Source organism: Novosphingobium ovatum (assembly GCF_009909235.1).
GTDB classification, from domain to species: Bacteria; Pseudomonadota; Alphaproteobacteria; order Sphingomonadales; family Sphingomonadaceae; genus Novosphingobium; species Novosphingobium ovatum.
Genome location: NZ_JAAAPO010000004.1, coordinates 338,662 through 356,961, shown reverse-complemented (window position 1 = coordinate 356,961; position 18,300 = coordinate 338,662). Strand labels below are relative to the sequence as shown.

The 18,300-nt window shown below is 62.1% G+C and carries 19 protein-coding genes; 11 read left to right on the top strand and 8 right to left on the bottom strand.

Going from position 1 to position 18,300, the window contains the following annotated elements; all coding sequences use genetic code 11:
- Positions 1-87 precede the first annotated feature (87 nt).
- Positions 88-780 (top strand): helix-turn-helix domain-containing protein, encoded by a 693-nt coding sequence (locus GTZ99_RS11695; protein WP_161719047.1) that lies wholly within the window; start codon positions 88-90, stop codon positions 778-780.
- Between the two features lie 15 nt (positions 781-795).
- Here the strand turns inward: GTZ99_RS11695 and GTZ99_RS11690 are convergent, their stop codons facing one another.
- Complete coding sequence (locus GTZ99_RS11690) at positions 796-1,992, bottom strand: NnrS family protein (protein ID WP_161719045.1); 1,197 nt, start codon at positions 1,990-1,992, stop codon at positions 796-798.
- Positions 1,993-2,030: 38 nt separating this feature from the next.
- Positions 2,031-2,513, bottom strand: a complete 483-nt coding sequence (locus GTZ99_RS11685) for a hemerythrin domain-containing protein (protein WP_161719043.1) — start codon at positions 2,511-2,513, stop codon at positions 2,031-2,033.
- A 112-nt stretch (positions 2,514-2,625) separates the two neighbouring features.
- On the opposite strand from GTZ99_RS11685, the gene GTZ99_RS11680 reads away from it, so the two are divergent.
- Together GTZ99_RS11680 and metB are read left to right on the top strand one after the other, a co-directional pair.
- The gene (locus tag GTZ99_RS11680) at positions 2,626-3,090 is read left to right on the top strand and encodes an RrF2 family transcriptional regulator (protein WP_161719041.1); all 465 of its coding nucleotides are present in this window, start codon (positions 2,626-2,628) and stop codon (positions 3,088-3,090) included.
- On the top strand, positions 3,087-4,319 hold the full coding sequence (metB, locus tag GTZ99_RS11675; protein ID WP_161719039.1) for a cystathionine gamma-synthase: 1,233 nt from the start codon (positions 3,087-3,089) through the stop codon (positions 4,317-4,319). Before GTZ99_RS11680 ends, metB begins: the two co-directional genes overlap by 4 nt.
- 172 nt (positions 4,320-4,491) lie before the next feature.
- Here metB and GTZ99_RS11670 read toward each other — a convergent pair whose 3' ends face one another.
- A complete protein-coding gene (locus GTZ99_RS11670; RefSeq protein WP_161719037.1) occupies positions 4,492-5,178 on the bottom strand; it encodes an HPP family protein in 687 nt (228 codons plus the stop codon).
- 136 nt (positions 5,179-5,314) lie between these two features.
- Here GTZ99_RS11670 and GTZ99_RS11665 point away from each other — a divergent pair, with 136 nt between their 5' ends.
- From GTZ99_RS11665 to GTZ99_RS11640, 6 genes are all read left to right on the top strand, one after another.
- Positions 5,315-5,770, top strand: coding sequence for a MarR family winged helix-turn-helix transcriptional regulator (locus GTZ99_RS11665; protein WP_161719035.1), 456 nt, complete (start codon positions 5,315-5,317; stop codon positions 5,768-5,770).
- 168 nt (positions 5,771-5,938) lie between these two features.
- Entirely contained in the window at positions 5,939-7,186 is a 1,248-nt protein-coding gene (locus tag GTZ99_RS11660) for a Y-family DNA polymerase (RefSeq protein WP_161719033.1), read from the top strand.
- The gene (locus GTZ99_RS11655) at positions 7,183-7,434 is read left to right on the top strand and encodes a hypothetical protein (protein ID WP_161719032.1); all 252 of its coding nucleotides are present in this window, start codon (positions 7,183-7,185) and stop codon (positions 7,432-7,434) included. Before GTZ99_RS11660 ends, GTZ99_RS11655 begins: the two co-directional genes overlap by 4 nt.
- A gap of 71 nt (positions 7,435-7,505) precedes the next feature.
- Complete coding sequence (locus GTZ99_RS11650; RefSeq protein ID WP_161719030.1) at positions 7,506-7,973, top strand: MucR family transcriptional regulator; 468 nt, start codon at positions 7,506-7,508, stop codon at positions 7,971-7,973.
- A 66-nt stretch (positions 7,974-8,039) separates the two neighbouring features.
- Entirely contained in the window at positions 8,040-8,336 is a 297-nt protein-coding gene (locus tag GTZ99_RS11645) for a hypothetical protein (RefSeq protein WP_161719028.1), read from the top strand.
- A gap of 13 nt (positions 8,337-8,349) precedes the next feature.
- Positions 8,350-8,895, top strand: a complete 546-nt coding sequence (locus tag GTZ99_RS11640; protein ID WP_161719026.1) for a hypothetical protein — start codon at positions 8,350-8,352, stop codon at positions 8,893-8,895.
- A gap of 8 nt (positions 8,896-8,903) precedes the next feature.
- On the opposite strand, the gene GTZ99_RS11635 is transcribed toward GTZ99_RS11640, so the two are convergent.
- The 4 genes from GTZ99_RS11635 to GTZ99_RS11620 all read right to left on the bottom strand — a co-directional run bounded on the left by GTZ99_RS11635 (position 8,904) and on the right by GTZ99_RS11620 (position 12,818).
- Positions 8,904-9,335: a hypothetical protein gene (locus GTZ99_RS11635; protein ID WP_227711286.1), complete on the bottom strand. Its 432-nt coding sequence runs from the start codon at positions 9,333-9,335 to the stop codon at positions 8,904-8,906.
- Positions 9,336-9,358: 23 nt separating this feature from the next.
- Positions 9,359-9,790, bottom strand: a complete 432-nt coding sequence (locus GTZ99_RS11630) for a hypothetical protein (protein ID WP_227711285.1) — start codon at positions 9,788-9,790, stop codon at positions 9,359-9,361.
- Complete coding sequence (locus GTZ99_RS11625; RefSeq protein WP_161719024.1) at positions 9,787-10,689, bottom strand: ArdC family protein; 903 nt, start codon at positions 10,687-10,689, stop codon at positions 9,787-9,789. Before GTZ99_RS11625 ends, GTZ99_RS11630 begins: the two co-directional genes overlap by 4 nt.
- A gap of 104 nt (positions 10,690-10,793) precedes the next feature.
- The gene (locus GTZ99_RS11620; protein WP_161719023.1) at positions 10,794-12,818 is read right to left on the bottom strand and encodes a ParB/RepB/Spo0J family partition protein; all 2,025 of its coding nucleotides are present in this window, start codon (positions 12,816-12,818) and stop codon (positions 10,794-10,796) included.
- A 220-nt stretch (positions 12,819-13,038) separates the two neighbouring features.
- Here GTZ99_RS11620 and GTZ99_RS11615 point away from each other — a divergent pair, with 220 nt between their 5' ends.
- Positions 13,039-13,353, top strand: a complete 315-nt coding sequence (locus tag GTZ99_RS11615; RefSeq protein ID WP_008067945.1) for a type II toxin-antitoxin system MqsR family toxin — start codon at positions 13,039-13,041, stop codon at positions 13,351-13,353.
- Between the two features lies 1 nt (position 13,354).
- Complete coding sequence (locus tag GTZ99_RS11610) at positions 13,355-13,846, top strand: type II TA system antitoxin MqsA family protein (protein ID WP_161719022.1); 492 nt, start codon at positions 13,355-13,357, stop codon at positions 13,844-13,846.
- A 21-nt stretch (positions 13,847-13,867) separates the two neighbouring features.
- Here the strand turns inward: GTZ99_RS11610 and GTZ99_RS11605 are convergent, their stop codons facing one another.
- Positions 13,868-18,085 (bottom strand): strawberry notch family protein, encoded by a 4,218-nt coding sequence (locus tag GTZ99_RS11605; protein ID WP_227711284.1) that lies wholly within the window; start codon positions 18,083-18,085, stop codon positions 13,868-13,870.
- Positions 18,086-18,300: the final 215 nt, after the last annotated feature.

The window sequence follows — 18,300 nt, the reverse complement described above, 5'->3', positions numbered from 1 at the left end:
GGGCTTTACGCCAAATATGGATCCATGGGTGACTTGATATATGTTAATTAAGGCCCTAGGCAGGCGCCTCGCCCGGCATGGAGTTTTGTGACAGTGCGCCCCGGAGAACGCCCCGAAATCGCCCAGTTGCCGTTGTTCAGCCAAATGGCCCCTGCCGAGCAGGAGCGTATCCTGTCCGGATCGTTTTTGCAAGTATTCCCGCCTCAGTTGACTCTATTCGAGATCGGGCAAAGGGCTGATTTCCTGTATGTGCTCGTGGATGGCATGGCAGAGTTATACTGCCATGGCGCAGGGCGGGACACGACCATGCGGATCGTGGAGCCGGCGTCGAGCTTCATCCTCGCGGCGGCCGTCACCGATATGCCCTATCTGATGTCAGCAAGAACCTTGATGTCCTCGCGTATCCTGCTGGTTCCAGCCGCCCTCCTTCGGGAAATCGTGCGCAAGGACCAGGCCTTGATGGAGGCCACCATGCACGAGCTAGCCTTAGCCTACCGCGATATGGCCCGGGCGCTGACCGATATAAAGTTGCGCCAGTCGGCCGAGCGATTGGGCAATCTGGTTCTGCAGCAGGATCATCGGCAAAATGGCAATGGTCGGGTGATACTGCGCGCCGAAAAGCGCGTTTTGGCATCGCTGCTGGGCATGACGCCCGAGAACATGTCCAGAGCCTTCGGCGTATTGGCCAAGCATGGTGTAGTAACCGATGGCGCACAGGTGACGATCTGCGACCGGGCCGCGCTTGAAGCCTTTGTGCGGCCCGATCCGGTTCTCGAATAGGCCCCGCGCGCGCCATCAGCCCTGCTTGGGGCGCAGCAGCATGGGGCCATAGCTCCAGCAAAAGCCGGCATAGCAGCCGATCCATGCCGTGCCCGCCAGCGTATAGAACGTGCCGCTCAATTCGGGCCAGAAGCCGGCGGCGACGCGCAGCAGCACGGCGGCCAGCAGGGCGATGTAGATCCATGCCGTCGTGCGATCGGCGGCCAGCGCGCGGCCGGTGTGCCCGCGCGTCGCTCGGGTCATCACCGCCAGCGTCATCATGCCGATGGCGCCGGCCATCCACAGATGCTGGCCAGCAGCCCGATTGCCCCAGGCCGGCGCGACATTGGCCACGGCCAGCGCGAGCGCGCCTGCCGGCACAAAGCCATAGGCCAGATGCAGCACCCACACCAAGGGCTCTGCCCGCGTGCGATCCCCGGCCCAGCGGGCGAGCCGGAACAGATGGAGCAGGCCCGCAATAGCCAGCAGCGCGGTGGTGAGCCCCGCCGCCGGGCTGAAGATCCAGCCTAAACCCGCCAGCAGCAGGCCGGCGAGCGCTACCTTGTCAAAGGCCTGCTCGGGCTGTGAAGGCAGCCTGCCGGGATTGTTCCTGGTCAGCCAGTTGCGCGTGAAGGCTGGAACAATCCTCCCCCCGACCACAGCAATCATCAGGATGGCCGCAGCCACCCCGATCCGCAGCCCCATGCCTTGCGCGGGGCTATTATTGCGGGCCCCGTCGCAATGGAAAATCGCATTGCCCAGCGCAAAAATGGCCAGCAAGGCCAGGACACCAAGGTTGCGCCAATTGCGCCCGGAGATGATCTCCCAGCCGATCACCAGGAACAGGGCCAGCGGCAAGGCCAGATCGGCCACCGCCACCCAGACGGGGGAAAGCCGCAGCGACAGCGCAACCGCCAAACGCCCCAGCACCCACAAGCCAGACAGCCCGACCAGCGGCCAACCGGTCAACGCTCGCCGCCCCGTCCAATTGGGTACGGCAGTCAACAGAAAGCCAGCCATCACCGCGCCCAGATAGCCGTAGAGGAACTCATGGGCATGCCAGCTGACCGGATCGAAGGCGGTGGGCAGGGCAAACCTGCCAGCCAACATGCCGATCCACAGTGCCATGGCCAATCCGGCCCACAGGCCTGCTGCCAGAAAGAACGGCCTGAAGCCATAGGCGAAAAGCGCTGGCCCCTGCCATGATCGGCTCTGTTCTGCGGTGCTGGTCACATTCCGGCTCACTTCTGGCTCGCAAGGATGAATTGGGTTTAGTGCTCGAAAAGCGGAAAAAGCTGCTCGTTTTCGGTCCTTACATGGTCCGCAAAGTCAGCCAGAAATTCGCCAAGGCCCTCATAGAGCGCGGCCCATGTGCGACAGGCCCCCTCAGGCAGCACGAGATTGCCCGCAAGCCTGCGGATAGCCTCGGCGGTTTCGATGTGGTCCGCGTGGTCGGCGCGCATGACGTGGATCGGATGCTCAATGCCTGGCATCCCGCCCTGCCGCATGGCAGGAAACAGGATGACTTCCTCTTTGTGCATATGCTCCACCAAATCGTCGTGGAAACGGCTCAGGGCTGCCGCCAGCCCGTGCGGGGCATCGCTATGAGCGGCGTGCACGGCTTCCACCTTATTCGCCAGTTCGATGAGCAAGGGCAATTGTTCACGATGCCGCGCATGGAAGTGCTTTTCGATGTGATTGGTCAGGATCACTGGGTCGAGAATAAGGGTGTCTGTCACGATGGGCTGCTCCATTTCTCAAGGAGGCAACGGGTCGGGATGGCGCCAGCCTTGACTTGCAAGGCGTGGCTACGCCTGTTAATGCGTATTGTAAATACCCATTCATCCATACACAGAGGTAACGGCCATGCGTTTGACCGCTTTCACGGATTACGGGCTTCGTATGCTGATGCGCATGGCCAGCGTGCCTGAACGTGTGTTCTCAACCGCAGAATTGGCGGATGAGTTGGGCCTTTCGCGCAACCATCTCGCCAAGATCATCCAAAAGCTCGCGCAAGTTGGTATTGTTGAAACGCGCCGTGGCGGCGGCGGCGGATCTGTCCTGGCCCGGCAACCAGCTCACATCTCGCTGGGCGAGATTATTCGCCACCTGGAGGAAGGGCACCCACTCGTGGACTGTCTGGCCCATGAACCACGCGATTGCTCACTGGACGGCCAATGCCGACTCAAATTCCGCTTGCAAGCGGCCGAGCGCGCATTCCTTGCTGAACTCGACAAGCATAGTCTAGCAAGCGTCGCCTTGAGCCGCCTTTCTGGTGCACGCGACCACCTGATGCCGCCCACGGGCACACAAGCGGAGGCACGGCCATGATCAAATCTCGCCGTCTCCACAGCGAAACGATCGCCGCAAGCCATGGCGTAGCCACGGACCCGACCTTCGGCGCCATCGCACCCCCGTTATACCTCTCAACCACCTATGCGTTTTCAGGATTCGGCCAGGCTGGCCCCTATGATTACGGCCGGGCGGGCAATCCCACGCGGGATCTTTTGAGCGAGGCCCTTGCCAAGCTGGAAGGCGGAGCCGGGGCGGTCGTCACATCTAGCGGAATGGCCGCCATCGATCTCGTACTCGGGCAATTGTCGGGTGATGATCTGATCGTGGCGCCTCATGATTGCTATGGCGGCACAATGCGGCTGTTGAAGGCCCGTGCACAGCGGCGACATTTCCAGCTCGATTTTGTCGATCAAACTGACCTAGATGCTGTGGCACAAGCCTGCAAACGCCATCCTGCCCTTGTGTTTATCGAGACGCCAAGCAATCCGCTGATGCGTGTTGTTGATATCACGGCCCTGTGTCAGATGGCCCATGCCGTGGGGGCGAAGGTGGCTGTCGACAACACGTTCCTATCGCCGGCTTGTCAGCGTCCGATCACGCTGGGTGCCGATTACGTCGTCCACTCGACAACAAAATTTTTGAACGGCCACTCCGATGTCATCGGCGGTGCGATCATTGCTGCAGATGGCGCTGACGTTACCGCCTTGAAGCAGTGGTGCAATATCATTGGCACTGCCGGATCGCCGTTCGATGCCTGGCTCACGTTGCGCGGGCTCAGAAGCCTGTTTGCCCGCACGGCGCAGCAACAAGCGACCGCGATGACACTTGCCACCTTTTTGGCGCAACATCCTGCTGTCGCCAAAGTGCATTATCCGGGGCTGCCAACAGATTGCGGTCATCTCCTGGCCGATTTGCAGCAATCCGGCTTTGGGGCCATGCTGAGCTTTGAACTGTCCGGCGGTGAGCAGGCGGTTCGCCACTTCGTTTCCAATATTTCGGTTCTGACTTTGGCCGAATCGCTCGGGGGCGTCGAAAGTCTCATCGCCCATCCGGCGACCATGACCCATGCCGACATGGGCGAGGAGGCACGTCAGGCAGCGGGGATAGGGAACAATCTCCTGCGCATGTCTGTGGGACTGGAGCATTGTGAGGACCTGCTGGCCGACCTTGAGCAAGCCTTGCAGGGCAGTACCCAAAATTCGATCCCGCTATGCAGATATGAGGAGCTTGCACGAGCTGAAAATGCTCGAAAGACGGAAAGGTAGAGTTATGGTTCTCTCGCCACTTTTTCGAACCATCCGCAATTCACTGCGCAGGCTGCTACTCATCAAAATTTGCCCGCTTTGCGGGCACGTTAATGAGCTGGCCAATGATGAAAATTGCGTATTTTGTGCATGGTGTGGAAACAAGATTTAAATCTCTTCCATCAACTATCTACTAATTACCTGCTTTTTCCTGCATCCGGGCCAGAAGCTCTCGGAACAGGACCTCCAGATCCTCGCGACCGATGTCGAGCACTTCGCCGTAGTCGGCCAACACCTCTTCATAGTCGCTCGCCTCAAGGGTGGTTTGCGCCAACCCCATATGCGGATGCGCGGGAAGGTGTGCGTGGTGCGGGTAGGAGTGCCCAGTCAGATTGTTGTAGGCGTAGGCCGCAAGTACCAGCACCAGACTATTAAGCGCGACTGGAATGGCCAGAAATCCATAACCCTGGGCAAGAACTTGCGGCCCTCCCAGCACAGCGGTGAGGGCGATGGCGCCACTTGGCGGGTGAACGCAGCGACAGATCGTCATGGCGGCAAAGCTAACTCCGACCGCAACGGTGCTTGCAAGGAAAGGCGAGGGTATGCAGCGCGCCGCACTCACCCCGACAAAAGCGGCGATGAGATTTCCGCCGATGATAGCCCTGGGCTGCGCGAGCAAACTCGCCGGAACGCCAAACAGCAGGACAGCAGATGCACCCATCGGGGCGATAAGCAATACCGGACTGTTCCAACCGCCTGCAATCGCGCCAGAGACAAGGCCCGTTAAGGCTAGGCCCAACACGATGCCCAGGCCTGCGCGCAAGCTTTCGCCAAATTCCGCGAAAATCCTGGCGGATGTAACGCGCTGAAACGTGCTCACAGCCTCACACCTTGCCTTTGGCCACCGGACCAACCAAAGGTCAAACGGTTCGAATGCTCTGAAAGCCCGTATTTTTTTGGCATGCGCGCCATTCTCTGGTTGCTGGAGGGTGCGACCCATTATATCGTAATGCGATATGTTGCAACCTGCTCCCTGTCAGCCCCATCTCCCTGAGTCCCTTGATCTTACCGATACCGATTATGAGGCGCTGGCGGAATTTCGCCATACCATGCGCGGCTTTTTGCACTTCAGCGAGGCTGCCGCGAACAATGTTGGCCTGATGCCACAGCAGCATCAGGCTTTGCTGGCTATCCGTGCGGCCCGGGGACGTCAGATTTCGGTCGGAGAATTGGCCGACCGACTATTGTTGCGTCCACACAGCGTGACCGGGTTGGTTGATCGCCTGGTCCGTTTGGGTCTGATCGTTCGGCAGCCGAGTGAGGCTGATCGGCGCAGGGTTGTGCTGGGGCTAACCAAGAACGCCGAGACCACGCTTGCCAAACTGACGCTGGCACACCGCACAGAACTTCTCCGCATCCGCCCCGTACTTGCGGGATTGCTGGAGCAAATTGCCTTTCTCAATTCGCCTTGAGCTGCATTCGCCGGTAGCTCGGGGCCAGATCCGGCTTGATTTACGCAATTTCAAGCCAAATTTCCCAATGATCTGAGTGCCCATCGCTTTCATGCTGGGTGCGGCCCTATTGCCTACAAGTTCCCATTATGTTCTCATTTGTGGCTCACCCGATTCGGGCTGGAGCCCATGCGAAAACCAACAACGATTGAACACCTTTACCTTGATTTTGATGGATTCTTTGCGTCCGTCGAGCAACTGCGCGACCCCCGCCTTCGGGGTAGGCCGGTTGGTGTGATCCCCTATGCCGGTGGCGGGCGCACCTGCATCATCGCTTGTTCACGCGAGGCGAAGGCGCGCGGCGTGAAAAACATAATGATGGTCGATGAAGCGCGCCGGATCTGCCGGGACATTGTTTTCGTGCCGCAAAAACCGGACCTCTATCGCAGAGCGCACAATGCCCTGATCTCCGAGATCGGGTCGGTGATCCCGGTCGATCAGGTGAAATCGATCGACGAAGTCTCGTGCTGGCTGGACGATACGCAGAGGGGTGATCCCAGCGATCTTGCCCAGCGGATCAAAAACACGATCCGCTACAATATCGGCGCCACGCTGACCTGCTCGATCGGCTTTGCCGCCAATCGACATTTGGCCAAGATCGCCAGCGACACGAAAAAGCCCGATGGCCTGACGATCTGGTATCCAGAGGATGTTCCGGCCCAGCTTGCCCGGCTCAAGCTGGAGGAAATTCCCGGCATTGGGCGGGCAATGGTCAAGCGGCTTGCCGCGGCCCGCGTTGGGGATGTGCCAGGCCTGCTGGCCCTACAGCCCAAGCAGATGCGGGCGATCTGGCGCAACGTAACCGGCGAGCGGCTGTGGTATGCGCTCCATGGCTATGCCGTGGAGGCGCCTGAGACGGAGCGGAACATGTTCGGCCATGCCCGCGTCCTGCCGCCTGACCAGCGCAGTCTGGATGATGCCCGCGCCATTGCCCGCCTGCTGCTGGTGAAGGCCGCGCGACGAATGCGGCGATCCAATTTCTACGCCTCGGCGCTCTATCTCTGGCTCAAGGGCTTTGAGCGTGGCTGGGGCAATGTGGCGCCCTTGGGCGAGGTTCAGGACGACATGGCCATTCTTGCCGCGCTGAGTGAACTGTGGGAGCGCGTGACGGCTGTTATTCCCCCAACGACGAAGATCATGCGGGTCAGCGTGACCTTGGGCGAATTGACGCTCGACACGGCGCGACAGCCCGATCTGTTCGCCAATGACGACAAGGAGCGGCAGCGCTGCGAGGCGCTGAGCCGGACCATGGATGGTCTCAATTCCCGCTTCGGCCAGACGGTGGTGAGCGTAGGTCCGTGGGCTCCTCCCGTCGGCGGCAATGTCGGGTCGAAGATCAGCTATACCCGGATCCCCGAGGCGGAGGACAGCTGGTGAGCTGGCTCGATGCCATCCAGTTGCGCGACCTCGATGCCGACACACGGCTTGAGCTTACCTGCCGCGTCTGCGGCAAGGTGCGCTTCGTGACGCCGGCACAGTTGTTGGCTCTGGGCGATTTCGGGCATCTGTGGTTGTCGGAAGTGCAGACCCGTGCCCGATGCAAGCAACGTGGCTGCAAGGGCGCGATGCGCCTCGCGCTGCCCCATCGCGGCGAAACGAAGGGATTTGTTGGGGGTATTGCCTGATTGCCCTCTCGTGACTGGGAAATATTACGCTATGCATGTGCCGTCGCCGAACGGATGAGGACGTTATTTCCATGGCCGATGAAACGCTGCTGACGCTGGCTGCCGATATTGTTTCCGCCCATGTCAGTCACAACGCCGTTGCCGCTGACCAACTGCCCGTGCTGATCCAGTCGGTCTATGCCTCGCTTGCGGGCTTGGGCCAAGCCCCCGCGCCGGTGGAAGAGAAGCGTGAGCCTGCCGTCTCGGTGCGCTCGTCGGTCAAGCCCGATGCCATCGCCTGCCTCGAATGCGGGGCCAAGATGAAGATGCTCAAGCGGCATCTCTCGACCGACCATGGAATCAGCCCAGCCGAATATCGCACCCGTTGGAGCCTGCCCGCCGACTATCCCATGGTCGCGCCCGAATATGCCGCAAAGCGCAAGGAGCTGGCGGTGAAGATCGGCCTCGGCCGCAAGCCGAAGGCGGTGGTCGAGGCTGCTCCTGTGCCTCAGCCGAAGGCGACGCGGCGCAAGAAGCTGACCGTGGCGATCGACGAATAGCATTCGTCAGGTGACCCATATGACCGGCACAGTTAACACCGTTCGGAAAGATCCAGGGAGCCAGCCTTGTCTTGGCATTTGAAATACTGGGATACGATTGATCAGCTCTATTGGAGTCCGGGCCTGCTAGGTTTGACATCGATCCCCAAGCGCGAATGGACAGTCGATGGCGCGACCGTGACCATTCCCAGCAGCCATCTCCAAAATGGCGGATCAATCTACACTCGCAAAGGTACGGCGCGAGAGAATGCCGAGCGAATGAGACGTCTCGAAGAGCCGCTCAATCATATTTTCGACATCACTTTCGGCATTGCTCCCAGCCAAACGATACGGCGCCTTTTTTTTCTCACCGCTGAACTTTGATGGCGATGGCCCAGTGGAACGACTGGGAAGGGAAGTCGCAGCGCGCTATCCCGAGATGGCAGGCGGCAACGTAACCCAGCAAGATGCCTTCTTCGTCGCGGACGATGCGTTGGTCGGGGTTGAGCTCAAGCTCGGATCGAAGACATGGCCCGGTCAGGTCCTGAAATATCTTGCACTGATGGTATGCGAGGAGCGTTTGACCGGAACGCGTTCGCATATTGGGTTGCTCTATGTGACACCACATCGCGACGGTTCTGCCGTGTTGGCGCAAGCAGGGTGTTCCTCGGACGGCAACTTGCCTGAAGACTTCTTGGCATCGATCCCGCAGTCCCAAAAGAACGCGCTGCTGGAACGCTTGCTTGCCGAACACGGCGACTTGTTCGAGGATGCCTCAAACAGGTTACAGGTCTGCCATATCAGTTGGTCCGAGTTGCACGAGGCAGCCCAAGCCCTGGCCGATGCGGAGACCGGCAAAGACGCGGGTTCGGAAACCCACAAGCGTTTGATGCAGGGCTTTGCCGCCGCAATCGACAGCCACAGCGGGTGTTTGCCAGCGTGAGCTTTGGCCTATTGCTCACTGAATGACGCCATTGCTCCCGTGCTGAGAGGTATTTGCGGCACTCCTCCCGCCGCAGCCAGCGGAGCAGATTTCAATTCTGCCAGCAACGCCCGCAAAGGTTCTTGCTGCTCAAGCAGCGGATCAAGGCAATCCGCGGCGCTATCGACAAAGGCATCGTGGTCAGGGTCACTCATGTCGAGCACTTGCGCGACAGCTTGCAGGATCCGGAGCATGGCAGGTGCGCGGGTCATAAGGCGCAGGTTAGCCAGCGCCTCGTCATAGCGGCGGGTGCCGGCTTGTCGGACCGTGCCGATGCAAGTGTAGCTATGGGTTAAAGGGTCGATCGCCGTGATTTCGGCGACCCAGTCGAACGGCCAGTCAGCAGTGGTGCGGCCAAGGTTGCCTTCGCGCCAATCGCCGGAAGTGGGCAGTCGGGACATGGGTATCTCCTGAAGGAACATGATTATGCGGCTTCGAGCCAAGGCTGATCGATGGGTGTGTCGATGGGGGTAAAGCCGATGCGCTCGGCGCAGGCCGCAAAAGTCGGCGCGATGCTGGCGAGCCAGTGATGGGCCGGCCCAGAGACATCGCTCCATTCGCAGCGGATGCGATAGTGATGGTCGATCCGCTCGCCGATCCAGACGGCGGCTTGCCCGTCGAGACAGGTCAGGCCGATGTCGGCATAGGGATTGCGCAGCAGCACCCTGTGCGCCGTTCCGCGCCAGCGGTGGACAGGCGCGAAGGATCGCATCTCTCGAGCCATGCCGGTGCGGATCGACGCCACCATGGCTGTGTAGGCTTGCAGCCATTCGCCGGGCAGAATGCCCGACACAGGGCGGCAGCCAACTTGCGCGCCATCGGGCCAGAGGCGCGCGGGCGCTGTGGCCTGCCTCATGCCGCAATCGCCAGCGGCGCAATCGCAGCTTTGTGCGCCGCGTGGATCCAGTCGGCGGCGGCCTGCGCTTGCGCGGCGGCGTTGAAGATCGCCTTGGGATCGTGGCGCAAAGCCCCCAGCCAACTGGCAAGGTAGGCAGCATGGTCGGGCCGCGGCGTGTAGGCGAGCCCCAGATCGGCCATCAGGTAGCTGGCGCCTAGCTCGGCCACGAGTTCTTCGCGCGCCCGAATGCTGCGTTCCTTGTGATAGTCGCGCAGCGTCTCACGAGCTAACCTGTCCACATGTCCACTCGCGTGGATGACCTCATGTGCGAGCGTGGACACAAGGTCGAGGTCATGGTCGAAAGCCGTGCGCCCGGGTATGAAGACCTTGTCGATGTCGGGGCGGTAATGGGCGTCGTGCAGGCCATATTCGACCGGGACGCCGAGACCTTCGAGAAATGTCAGCGCATCGGCGACCGAGGTGCTGATGGGCGCGACTTCCTTCTCGGCAGCCTCCTGGGCGCCGTCCACCTGATCGCGGTTGAAGACGACGAAACTGCGCGCGAAGAAGCGAGCGCGGCTGTCGCCTTCGTCGCCCGCTTCGACGGCGGCATCGCCGCGCTCGACCTTCTTCCAGAGGATGACGTGGGTGCCGATCTCACCCTTGCGTACCTGGCCGCCATGGGCGCGCCATTGTTGATAGGTCGCCCAGATGCCCGAAGCGTAGCCGCAGGCATCGGCCGTGGCCCAGAGGACCAGACGGTTGATGCCGGAATAGCGCCGGCCAGCCACGCTGGTCGGGCGCATGACCGGCGCGCCGGAATGGTGCCAGGGCATTCGCCATTCGCCTGCGCCGGATTCGATCGCGGCGACAAGCTGGGCGGTGACAGTGGCGTAGATGTCGTGACGGGGCTTCATGGGATGGTCTCCTCCTGATCCGGGCCTTGCTCGCGAGGCACGCCATCCTCCTCCCGCTCTGGCACGGAAGGAGGATCGGTTCGGTGGCTGTTTGAGGTTGAGGGTCAGGCCGCTTGATTGAGCGGGTCGTCGACATCGTTCTGGTTGGCCGCGTCGAGCGGCACGTCCCCGGCATCCTCATACCCGTCGTCGAGGGCCATCCCGCTGTCGATCAGATCACCCGCAACGCCGTCAAAGCGCATCACATCGGGCACCCAGGCGAGCGCCTTGGCCTTGATCTCCGGCTCGATGATCGTGTCGCCCGAACACAGGCGCGCAGCAGCCGTCGCCAGTTCAGCCTTCTTCGCCGCCGCATATCGCAGGGCGATTTCGGGATCGAATTGCCCGAGGATGCTTAAGGTTTGCGCCTTCTTGATCCGGTCAAAGAAGTTTTCCGCACCCGGCCGCCAGTGCTGGGCCATGTCGATGCCGATCTCGGCGCCTAGGCGGCTCTGGAAGGTGCTGGCGTGCGCGCCGCTGGCGAGGCTCGCCTTGAGGCTCTGGCTGACGGCATAGGCGAGCCAGCCCGCCTTCACGCCATCTTCCAGCGACCGGAAGGCGAGGAAGGACGCGAAGCTGTCCTCTTCGCTGGCCCAGTCATTGGGCAGGCTGGCGCGCTGCTGTTCGAGTTCGGTCACAGCGAGGCTCGCCGGAATGCCGGTCAGACCCGATGGCTCATTGCGGTCGGTGATGCGGATGGTGCAGCCGGTGTCCGAATAGCCGAAATGGCCAGCGTGGTCGCGCGCCAGGCTGAAGATCGCCAGATCGAGCGCCAGCGCCGGATCATGGGCGATGTGGAGCGCCAGAACGTCGCGGCGATCCTTGGCCATCTGCTCTTCGAGCGAGCGTGGGAGGCTGGCCGAAGGCGCAGGTTCCTCGCCCTCGATCTCGGCCCCGCCAACGGGTTCGCACGATGCAGATGGCCGCCGCGCGGGCTTGGCCGAAGTATAATAGGTTTCCAGCAGGCGCGGCTGACCATCCTTGCCCAGCACGAGGAAGGTGCCGACGTTGGGCTTGTCCTCTTCGGGGATCAGCAGGTCGGTGTCGGCAAGCTGGTCATGCTCGGTATCGAGCGCGTTGTATTCCGCCTCCAGCGCTTCGACATCATCGCCGTCATCGGGCGCGTCGAGGATCTCGGCGATCTCGGTCATCCGGTCCGAGATTTCGTCCATGCGGGCCTGTGCTTCAGCGCTGGGCGCGGCCCGGCGCGGCCAGTAGGCGTGGAGATCCTTGGTCTCGTCATAGGTGACATGGGTCGCCAATGTCGGCTTCACCCAGGCGAGCTTGGAACCGAGTTCAGCGACTTCAGCCTCATGCGCCAGCTTCTTGGCGGCGAGGTCCATGGCGAGATCGCCATCAAGCCACCGGCCTTCGCCCTCAGCGGCGAAAAGATCGCGCTCGATCCGGCCACCGCAGGCCACATATTCAGCTTCGCCGAGAAACCGTGCGATGGGGTGATCGGCCGAGAGGCTTTCCTCAGCAATCGCGCGGCGGATCGCTTGGGGATTGTCGGCCTGCCAGCTCGTCGACAGGCGCTCCCATGCCGCTGCCTGCCGCTCGCGGTCACCGGTCGAGCCATAGGCCATGGCGACATCGAGCGTGATTTCGCCAGCGGCCAGCGCCGCGAAGATCGGCTCGGCCAGGTCAGCAAGCCGCAAGCGACCCTGAACATGGCGGACGGTGACGCCGAAGCGACGCGCCACAGCTTCGGCATCAGCGCCACCATCGACAATATCGCGATAGGCCCGCGCCTCATCCGCCGGCGTCATGGCTTCGCGGATCAGGTTTTCCGCAAGGCTGATCTCGCGCGCGGCGGCGTCTTCGTTCTCGCAGAGCCGCACGTCGATCGCGTAATCCTTCGGCAGCACGCCGCTTTCGATCAGCAAGCCGATCGCCCGCCAACGGCGGCCCCCGGCGTGGACATCGTAGAGGGTCTTCCTGCCCGCCGAAGGACTGACGATCAGGGGCTGCAACAGGCCGTGTTCGGCAATACTGGCGGCCAAGGCCTCAAGACCCGCGTCGCCATTGGCTTTACGGACGTTGCTCTCGGATAGACGCAGCTTGGCGTGCGTCAGGGTGGTGGACTGCATGATAGGGTCTCCCGCGCTTGGGTCGAGAGGCCCGGATCATGGAGACGCTTTCGCCTCCAGGGGGCCTCGCCCCCATGGCTTTCCCCTTTTCTCTGGGCGTTTGTTTCCTCACGGCGCGTGGGCCGCTAAGGCAGCAATCCGAACCGTTTGCATCGCCGATTCCCCCGTGCAGCCTTGCAAAAGCGCCTCTTGCAAAAATGACCTTTAAGGTGTATTGAACATGCCGGTAAAGCGGACCCCGCACCATGACCTCAAAGCGATCCAGGCCAAGTTTGCCGATGTGGACACGCTTGAGATCACGAGCAAGGCGGCCCGCGATGCCCAGAAGATCGGCTATTCGCTCGAGGATATTGTCGATGTCGTGCAGGCGCTGGAACCGGGCGATTTCATCAAGTCCGAGACGGCACATAATCCGCCGAACCATCGGCTATGGCACGACACCTACAACATCCCCTGCGATGGCTTGTGGTTGTATCTGAAGTTTGCCGGCGAGACGCTGATCGATGTCGTGCTGACATCCTTCAAGGAGGTTTGAAATGAGCGAGACGCGAATTCACCCCGAGACGGGGCAGGAACTGCGCCGCGACACGCGCCCGCAGACGGTGTGCGTCGGCTCGCTCTCGCGCGTCGTCGAGGTGCCGGGCTGGTATCCCGAAGGCGATGGCGATGCCATTCATAGTGGCGAGGATCTGCGCGCCTATAACGAGGCATTCAAGGAACTGCGCGAGGCCTATGCCGCCCGCATCAAGACTGTGCGCAAGAAGCTGGGCCTGACCCAGGAAGAGGCAGGCATCATCATCGGTGGCGGCAAGCGGGCTTTCCAGAAATATGAAAGCGGGCGCACGCCGCCGAGCGACGCGGCGGTAGGCCTGATCGAAATTCTGGCCCGTCATCCTGAGGAGGTCGCAACTCTGCGATCATTCCGCATGACGGCCCCGAAAGCCATGGCGCAGGATACGCGGCACGAAGGCTCGGCATTACCTGTTGGCAAGCGCATCAAGCGCGGCGTGCGCAACGCCGCAGCTTGAAGGCTTCTCTCTGAGCAGCCGCTAAGCCGCCAGTGCCGCCACGATGTCGCAGGCGCTGTTCACCGGCATAAACAGGCGGGTCTGATAGGCAATGATCTCGGTGAAGCATCCCTTGGCCTTCCACGAAGGCAAAGCGCGGGGATCAAAGCCGATGACCTCAAGCCGCTGCTCACCGTTGACCCGGGAGCGCTTGAGGCTGGCGCCAGACAAGGCATCGATGGGCACGACCTTGCCGCCTAGCGCCGCATCGACCAGTTGCTCAGGCGATAGCGCGATGCGATCGCCGATGCCCAGCTTGTCGAGGAGCATGTTGACCCCCTCGGCGGGCACAATGCGTCCCAGCAAAGACCGGCCATCCTGGGTGACGAGGCGGCGGACTTGCGCCTCATCGCCCAGCAGGTTCCAGATCGGCAGCAGGCGGCCGGTCGCGAGGTAGAAGCGCTCGGTATAGGGTTTGGCCGCCAGATCATCGGCCTCAGTCTGCCAGGCCTGCTCGAAGACCTCACGCTCGCAATCATCCCAGTGGCTCTCGGCGAGTTCGTCGGCGGTGAGCCAGTTTCGCCCACCAGGCCGGTGCAGCGTGAAACTGGCAACCGGCGTACCATCGTCCATCAGGCGCGTGCGATCGGGCATCAGCAGAGCCACGCGCGAGGAGCGGCCATTGCGCAGCAGCCGGGTCTTGAGGCCAATGCGCTTCACGATCTCGGCAAGCGGTGTGAATTTGGGCGCCCACTGCGCTTCCAGGGTCAGAAGCTGGGTCGAGGCGCCATTGGCCTCCTCACGCAGGATCCGCTCCTCGATGATGGTCAGCTTGTCGGCCACCAAGGTCTCGACGCCGGCATCGAAAGTGCCTGCCTTGCGAGCCGCATCGATCCGCGCCTCAACCAGCCCCAGAAATTCGTCGAAGACAGCGTTCTGGAGTGCTATCGGCAGCGCCAGAATGCGGTTGAGCCAACGCTGGATCGGCGGGAGATTGTCGGTGAGGCAGCCCTCCTGCTCAAGCTGCAATCCAGTGCGCTCACAGAAATCGGCAAAGCCAATGCTGCTCAGCTTGCCCTGATGCAGCAGATGATACCAGCGCGTTAGCGCCTCGCGGGCATAATCGCTCTCGAGATTGTCAGCAGGATCGAACAGGTTCTGCCCACCCGTCTGCCGCTGGCCGCGTGTCAGCGCGCCAAGCGCATCGAGGCGGCGGGCGATCGTCGAGATGAAACGCCGTTCGCCGCGGCAATCGGTGGTGACCGGACGAAAGACCGGCGCCGAGGCCTGATGGGTGCGGTTGGTCCTGCCAAGCCCCTGGATGGCGCGGTCCGCGCGCCACCCCGGCTCAAGCAGGAAGTGCATTCGGCGCTGCTGGTTCTTCACATCGAGACTGGCGTGGTAGGAGCGCCCCGTGCCGCCGGCATCCGAGAACACGAGGATGCGCTTGGCACCGCCCATGAAAGCATTGGCATCGGCCAGCGACTGGTTGGCGGTGCGCGATTCAAGCCGCTGGCTGCCGTCGGGCAAGGTCACCAATCGGCGCGTCCGACCGGTGATCTCAGCCACGGCATCGGTGCCGAAGCGGGAGATGATGGCGTCGAGCGCGGGGACGATCGGTGGCAGTGCGCCCAGCAGTTCCAGCGTTTCTGCCTTGATCCTCAAGGCCTCCTGCGAATGCACCGGATTGCCCGCCTCATCGACCATCGGGCGTGAACGCTCATTGCCGTCCTCGTCCCAGTAGCTTTCCATGGCGCGGGTCGGGAACGCATTGTCGAGATAGTCCGCCACGATCTCGCGGGGCGAAAGGTCGAGCTGGATCTCGGCACGGTCCTCGGCAGAGAGGTCGGCGAGACGCCGGTCGAGCAAGGCCTCGGCGGTCGAGACCAGTTGGATGACGACGCTGTGCTCCGTGGCCAGCGCCTCCTCGATAGCGGGAAGCAGCGAAGGCAGCTTCATCGACAGCAGGAGCTGGCCAAAGAAGCGCTGTTTCGAGCTCTCGAAGCGCGAGCGCGCCGCCGACAGCGCCTGACCGTTGAGGGTCTTGCCCTCGAGCGGATCAGTGACCCCCGAAGCGCCCAGCGCGGCCTCAAGGTTGCGGTGGATGATCGCCCAGGCATCGGCATAGGCGTCGAAATCCGCGATCTGGCGCGGGGTCAGTGCGTGTTCGAGGATGTCGTATTCGACGCCAGCGTAGGACAACGCGCGAGCCGTATAGACGCCCATCGCCTTCAATTCGCGAGCGACCAGTTCCATTGCGGCAATGCCGCCCTCATGGATGCGGGCGATGAACGAGCTGCGATCCGGGAAGGCTGTGCCTTCGCCCCACAGCCCTAGCCGGACAGCATAGGCCAGATTGTTCACGTCCGAGGCCCCAGTGGCCGAAGCGTAGATCACGCGAGCGCGCGGCAGGCGGTTCTGCAATTCGACGCCGACGATGCCTTGCTGCGAGCCCTTGGTAGCACCGAACCGGCCTTCACCGCCGGCGACACCGCCCATCGCATGCGCCTCGTCGAACAGGATCACACCGTCGAAATCTGGCGTCATCCATTCCAGCAATTGCTGGAGGCGGGTCTTCTCGCCGGTGCCGCTGCGCAGCGTGGCATAGGAGGCGAAGAGGATGCCGTCTGCCTGCCGGATCCTGGCCTCGGGCTTGATCTTCGACAGGGGCTGGATGTCGAGCGCAATGCCGCCCAGCGCCTGCCAGTCGCGGCGGGCATCCTCGATCAGGGCATTGCTTTCGCTGATCCAGAGATGGCGGCGGTGACCGCGCAGCCATTGATCCATCAGGATCGAGGCGAGTTGGCGGCCTTTGCCAGCACCAGTGCCATCGCCGAGGAAGAAGCCGCGCCGGTAAATCGCACCATCGGCATCCGGCACCAGCTCGAGGCCGCGTTCTGGCACGCGATAGCGGCCGGGAAGATCGGACGAGGTCGCATCGAGCGCATGGACCAGCGTTTCAAGCTGGGCGCGGCTCAGAACACGGTCACGGATCACTTTGGCAGGAAGCTGGGGGACATAGCTTGGTGTTGGCAGCGCCACTGAGGCCATGGCTGCAGATTCCACCAATTGGGTGGGGTGGTCGGCCGCGTTCTCGAAGATCAGGCGTTGGGGCCGATAGGCGACATAGACGCCCACCGCCTGTTCGGCATCGGCGATAGTGTCGCGAAGGGTATAGGCCAGCGTTATGGCGCCGGTGGCATCGCCGCGCGACGCTGCTGTGGCCAGTTTCGGTGTGGCTGATCGGAATCCGCCCAGCAAGGTGGACGTGGTTTTGGCAGGCGAAACTGGAGGTTTGGCCACGAGCGCCAATTCAGTTGCGCCTCGACGGCGCGGTGGAACCTTGGACAGGAAGGGCACCAGATCGGCAAGCGTATCCCGGTTGATGACGGTGGTGTTGATGGAGCCGGCACACTTGTCGATCACCAGCAAGCGCACCGCGATCGAGGTGCCCTGTCTGGCAAAGGCACCCTCAAGCCGGGCATGGAACGCCACACTTGCGCCTTGCAGCGCGCGCTGGAACAGTTCCGCGCGGCGACCGCTGGGCTGGAAGCTGTCGGGCATGATGGCGACGAGGCGCCCATCGGGCTTCAAAACGCGCAGTGCCGCGGCCAGGTGGCGTGCGCCCGTGGTCGGATCCTCAAGGCCAGCAGCGTTGCGGGCGAAGGGTGGGTTCATGAGAATCACACTGGGCCGCTGGGTCAGATGAGCCGCGATGCGGGCGGCATCATGGCCGGTCACGGTCGCATCGGGAAACAAATGGCGCAGGATCCCCTGACGGACCGGATCGATCTCGTTAAGATGGAGACTGGCAGCATGTCTCGCCCAGATAGCCAGCATTCCAGTGCCCGCACTGGGTTCGAACACCACTTCGTCAGGTCGGATGTCGGCAAAGTGAGCCGCCAACCAAGCCAATCCCAACGGCGTTGAGAAATGCTGGCGCTCAACTTGTTCTTCACTGCGGACGGTCTGGGTTGGTAGGCGGGCTTCGAGATTGTGCAGAAAGGAAAGTGCCTGCTCGGCCGATGAGGGCATCGATTGCACGGCAAGCCAGCGAAGCACAGCCATTTCCAGCACCTGACAGCTGTCACGCTGGGACCAGGTTCCAGAGGCCGAAGTGGAGCCGGTTGCCTCCTCCATGGCCTGATTGACCATCCGCCGGGTGAGTTTTACGCTGGCGGACAGATGCGGAATTAAACGGAGCGAAGCTTCCGCAAGCTGGCTTACATACGCTGCGGGCTCCAGTGCGTTGGGATGCATGGAAAATCCTTTCGGGTTCGGGGAACTCGAAAGCTATTCCTCCCACTTTCTCTTTGGTGACGTCGGTGGTGCAAAGCCCTTATGCAAGGCTTTCGCGAGCCTCGAGCGCCGCATCGTGAGCAGTCCTCCACGCCACCTTGGTCGCAGTATGAAGCCTCCCGGCTTTTGAGGATCCAGTTTGGAATGGTTACCATTTTTCATGCTTAGCAGCAGTA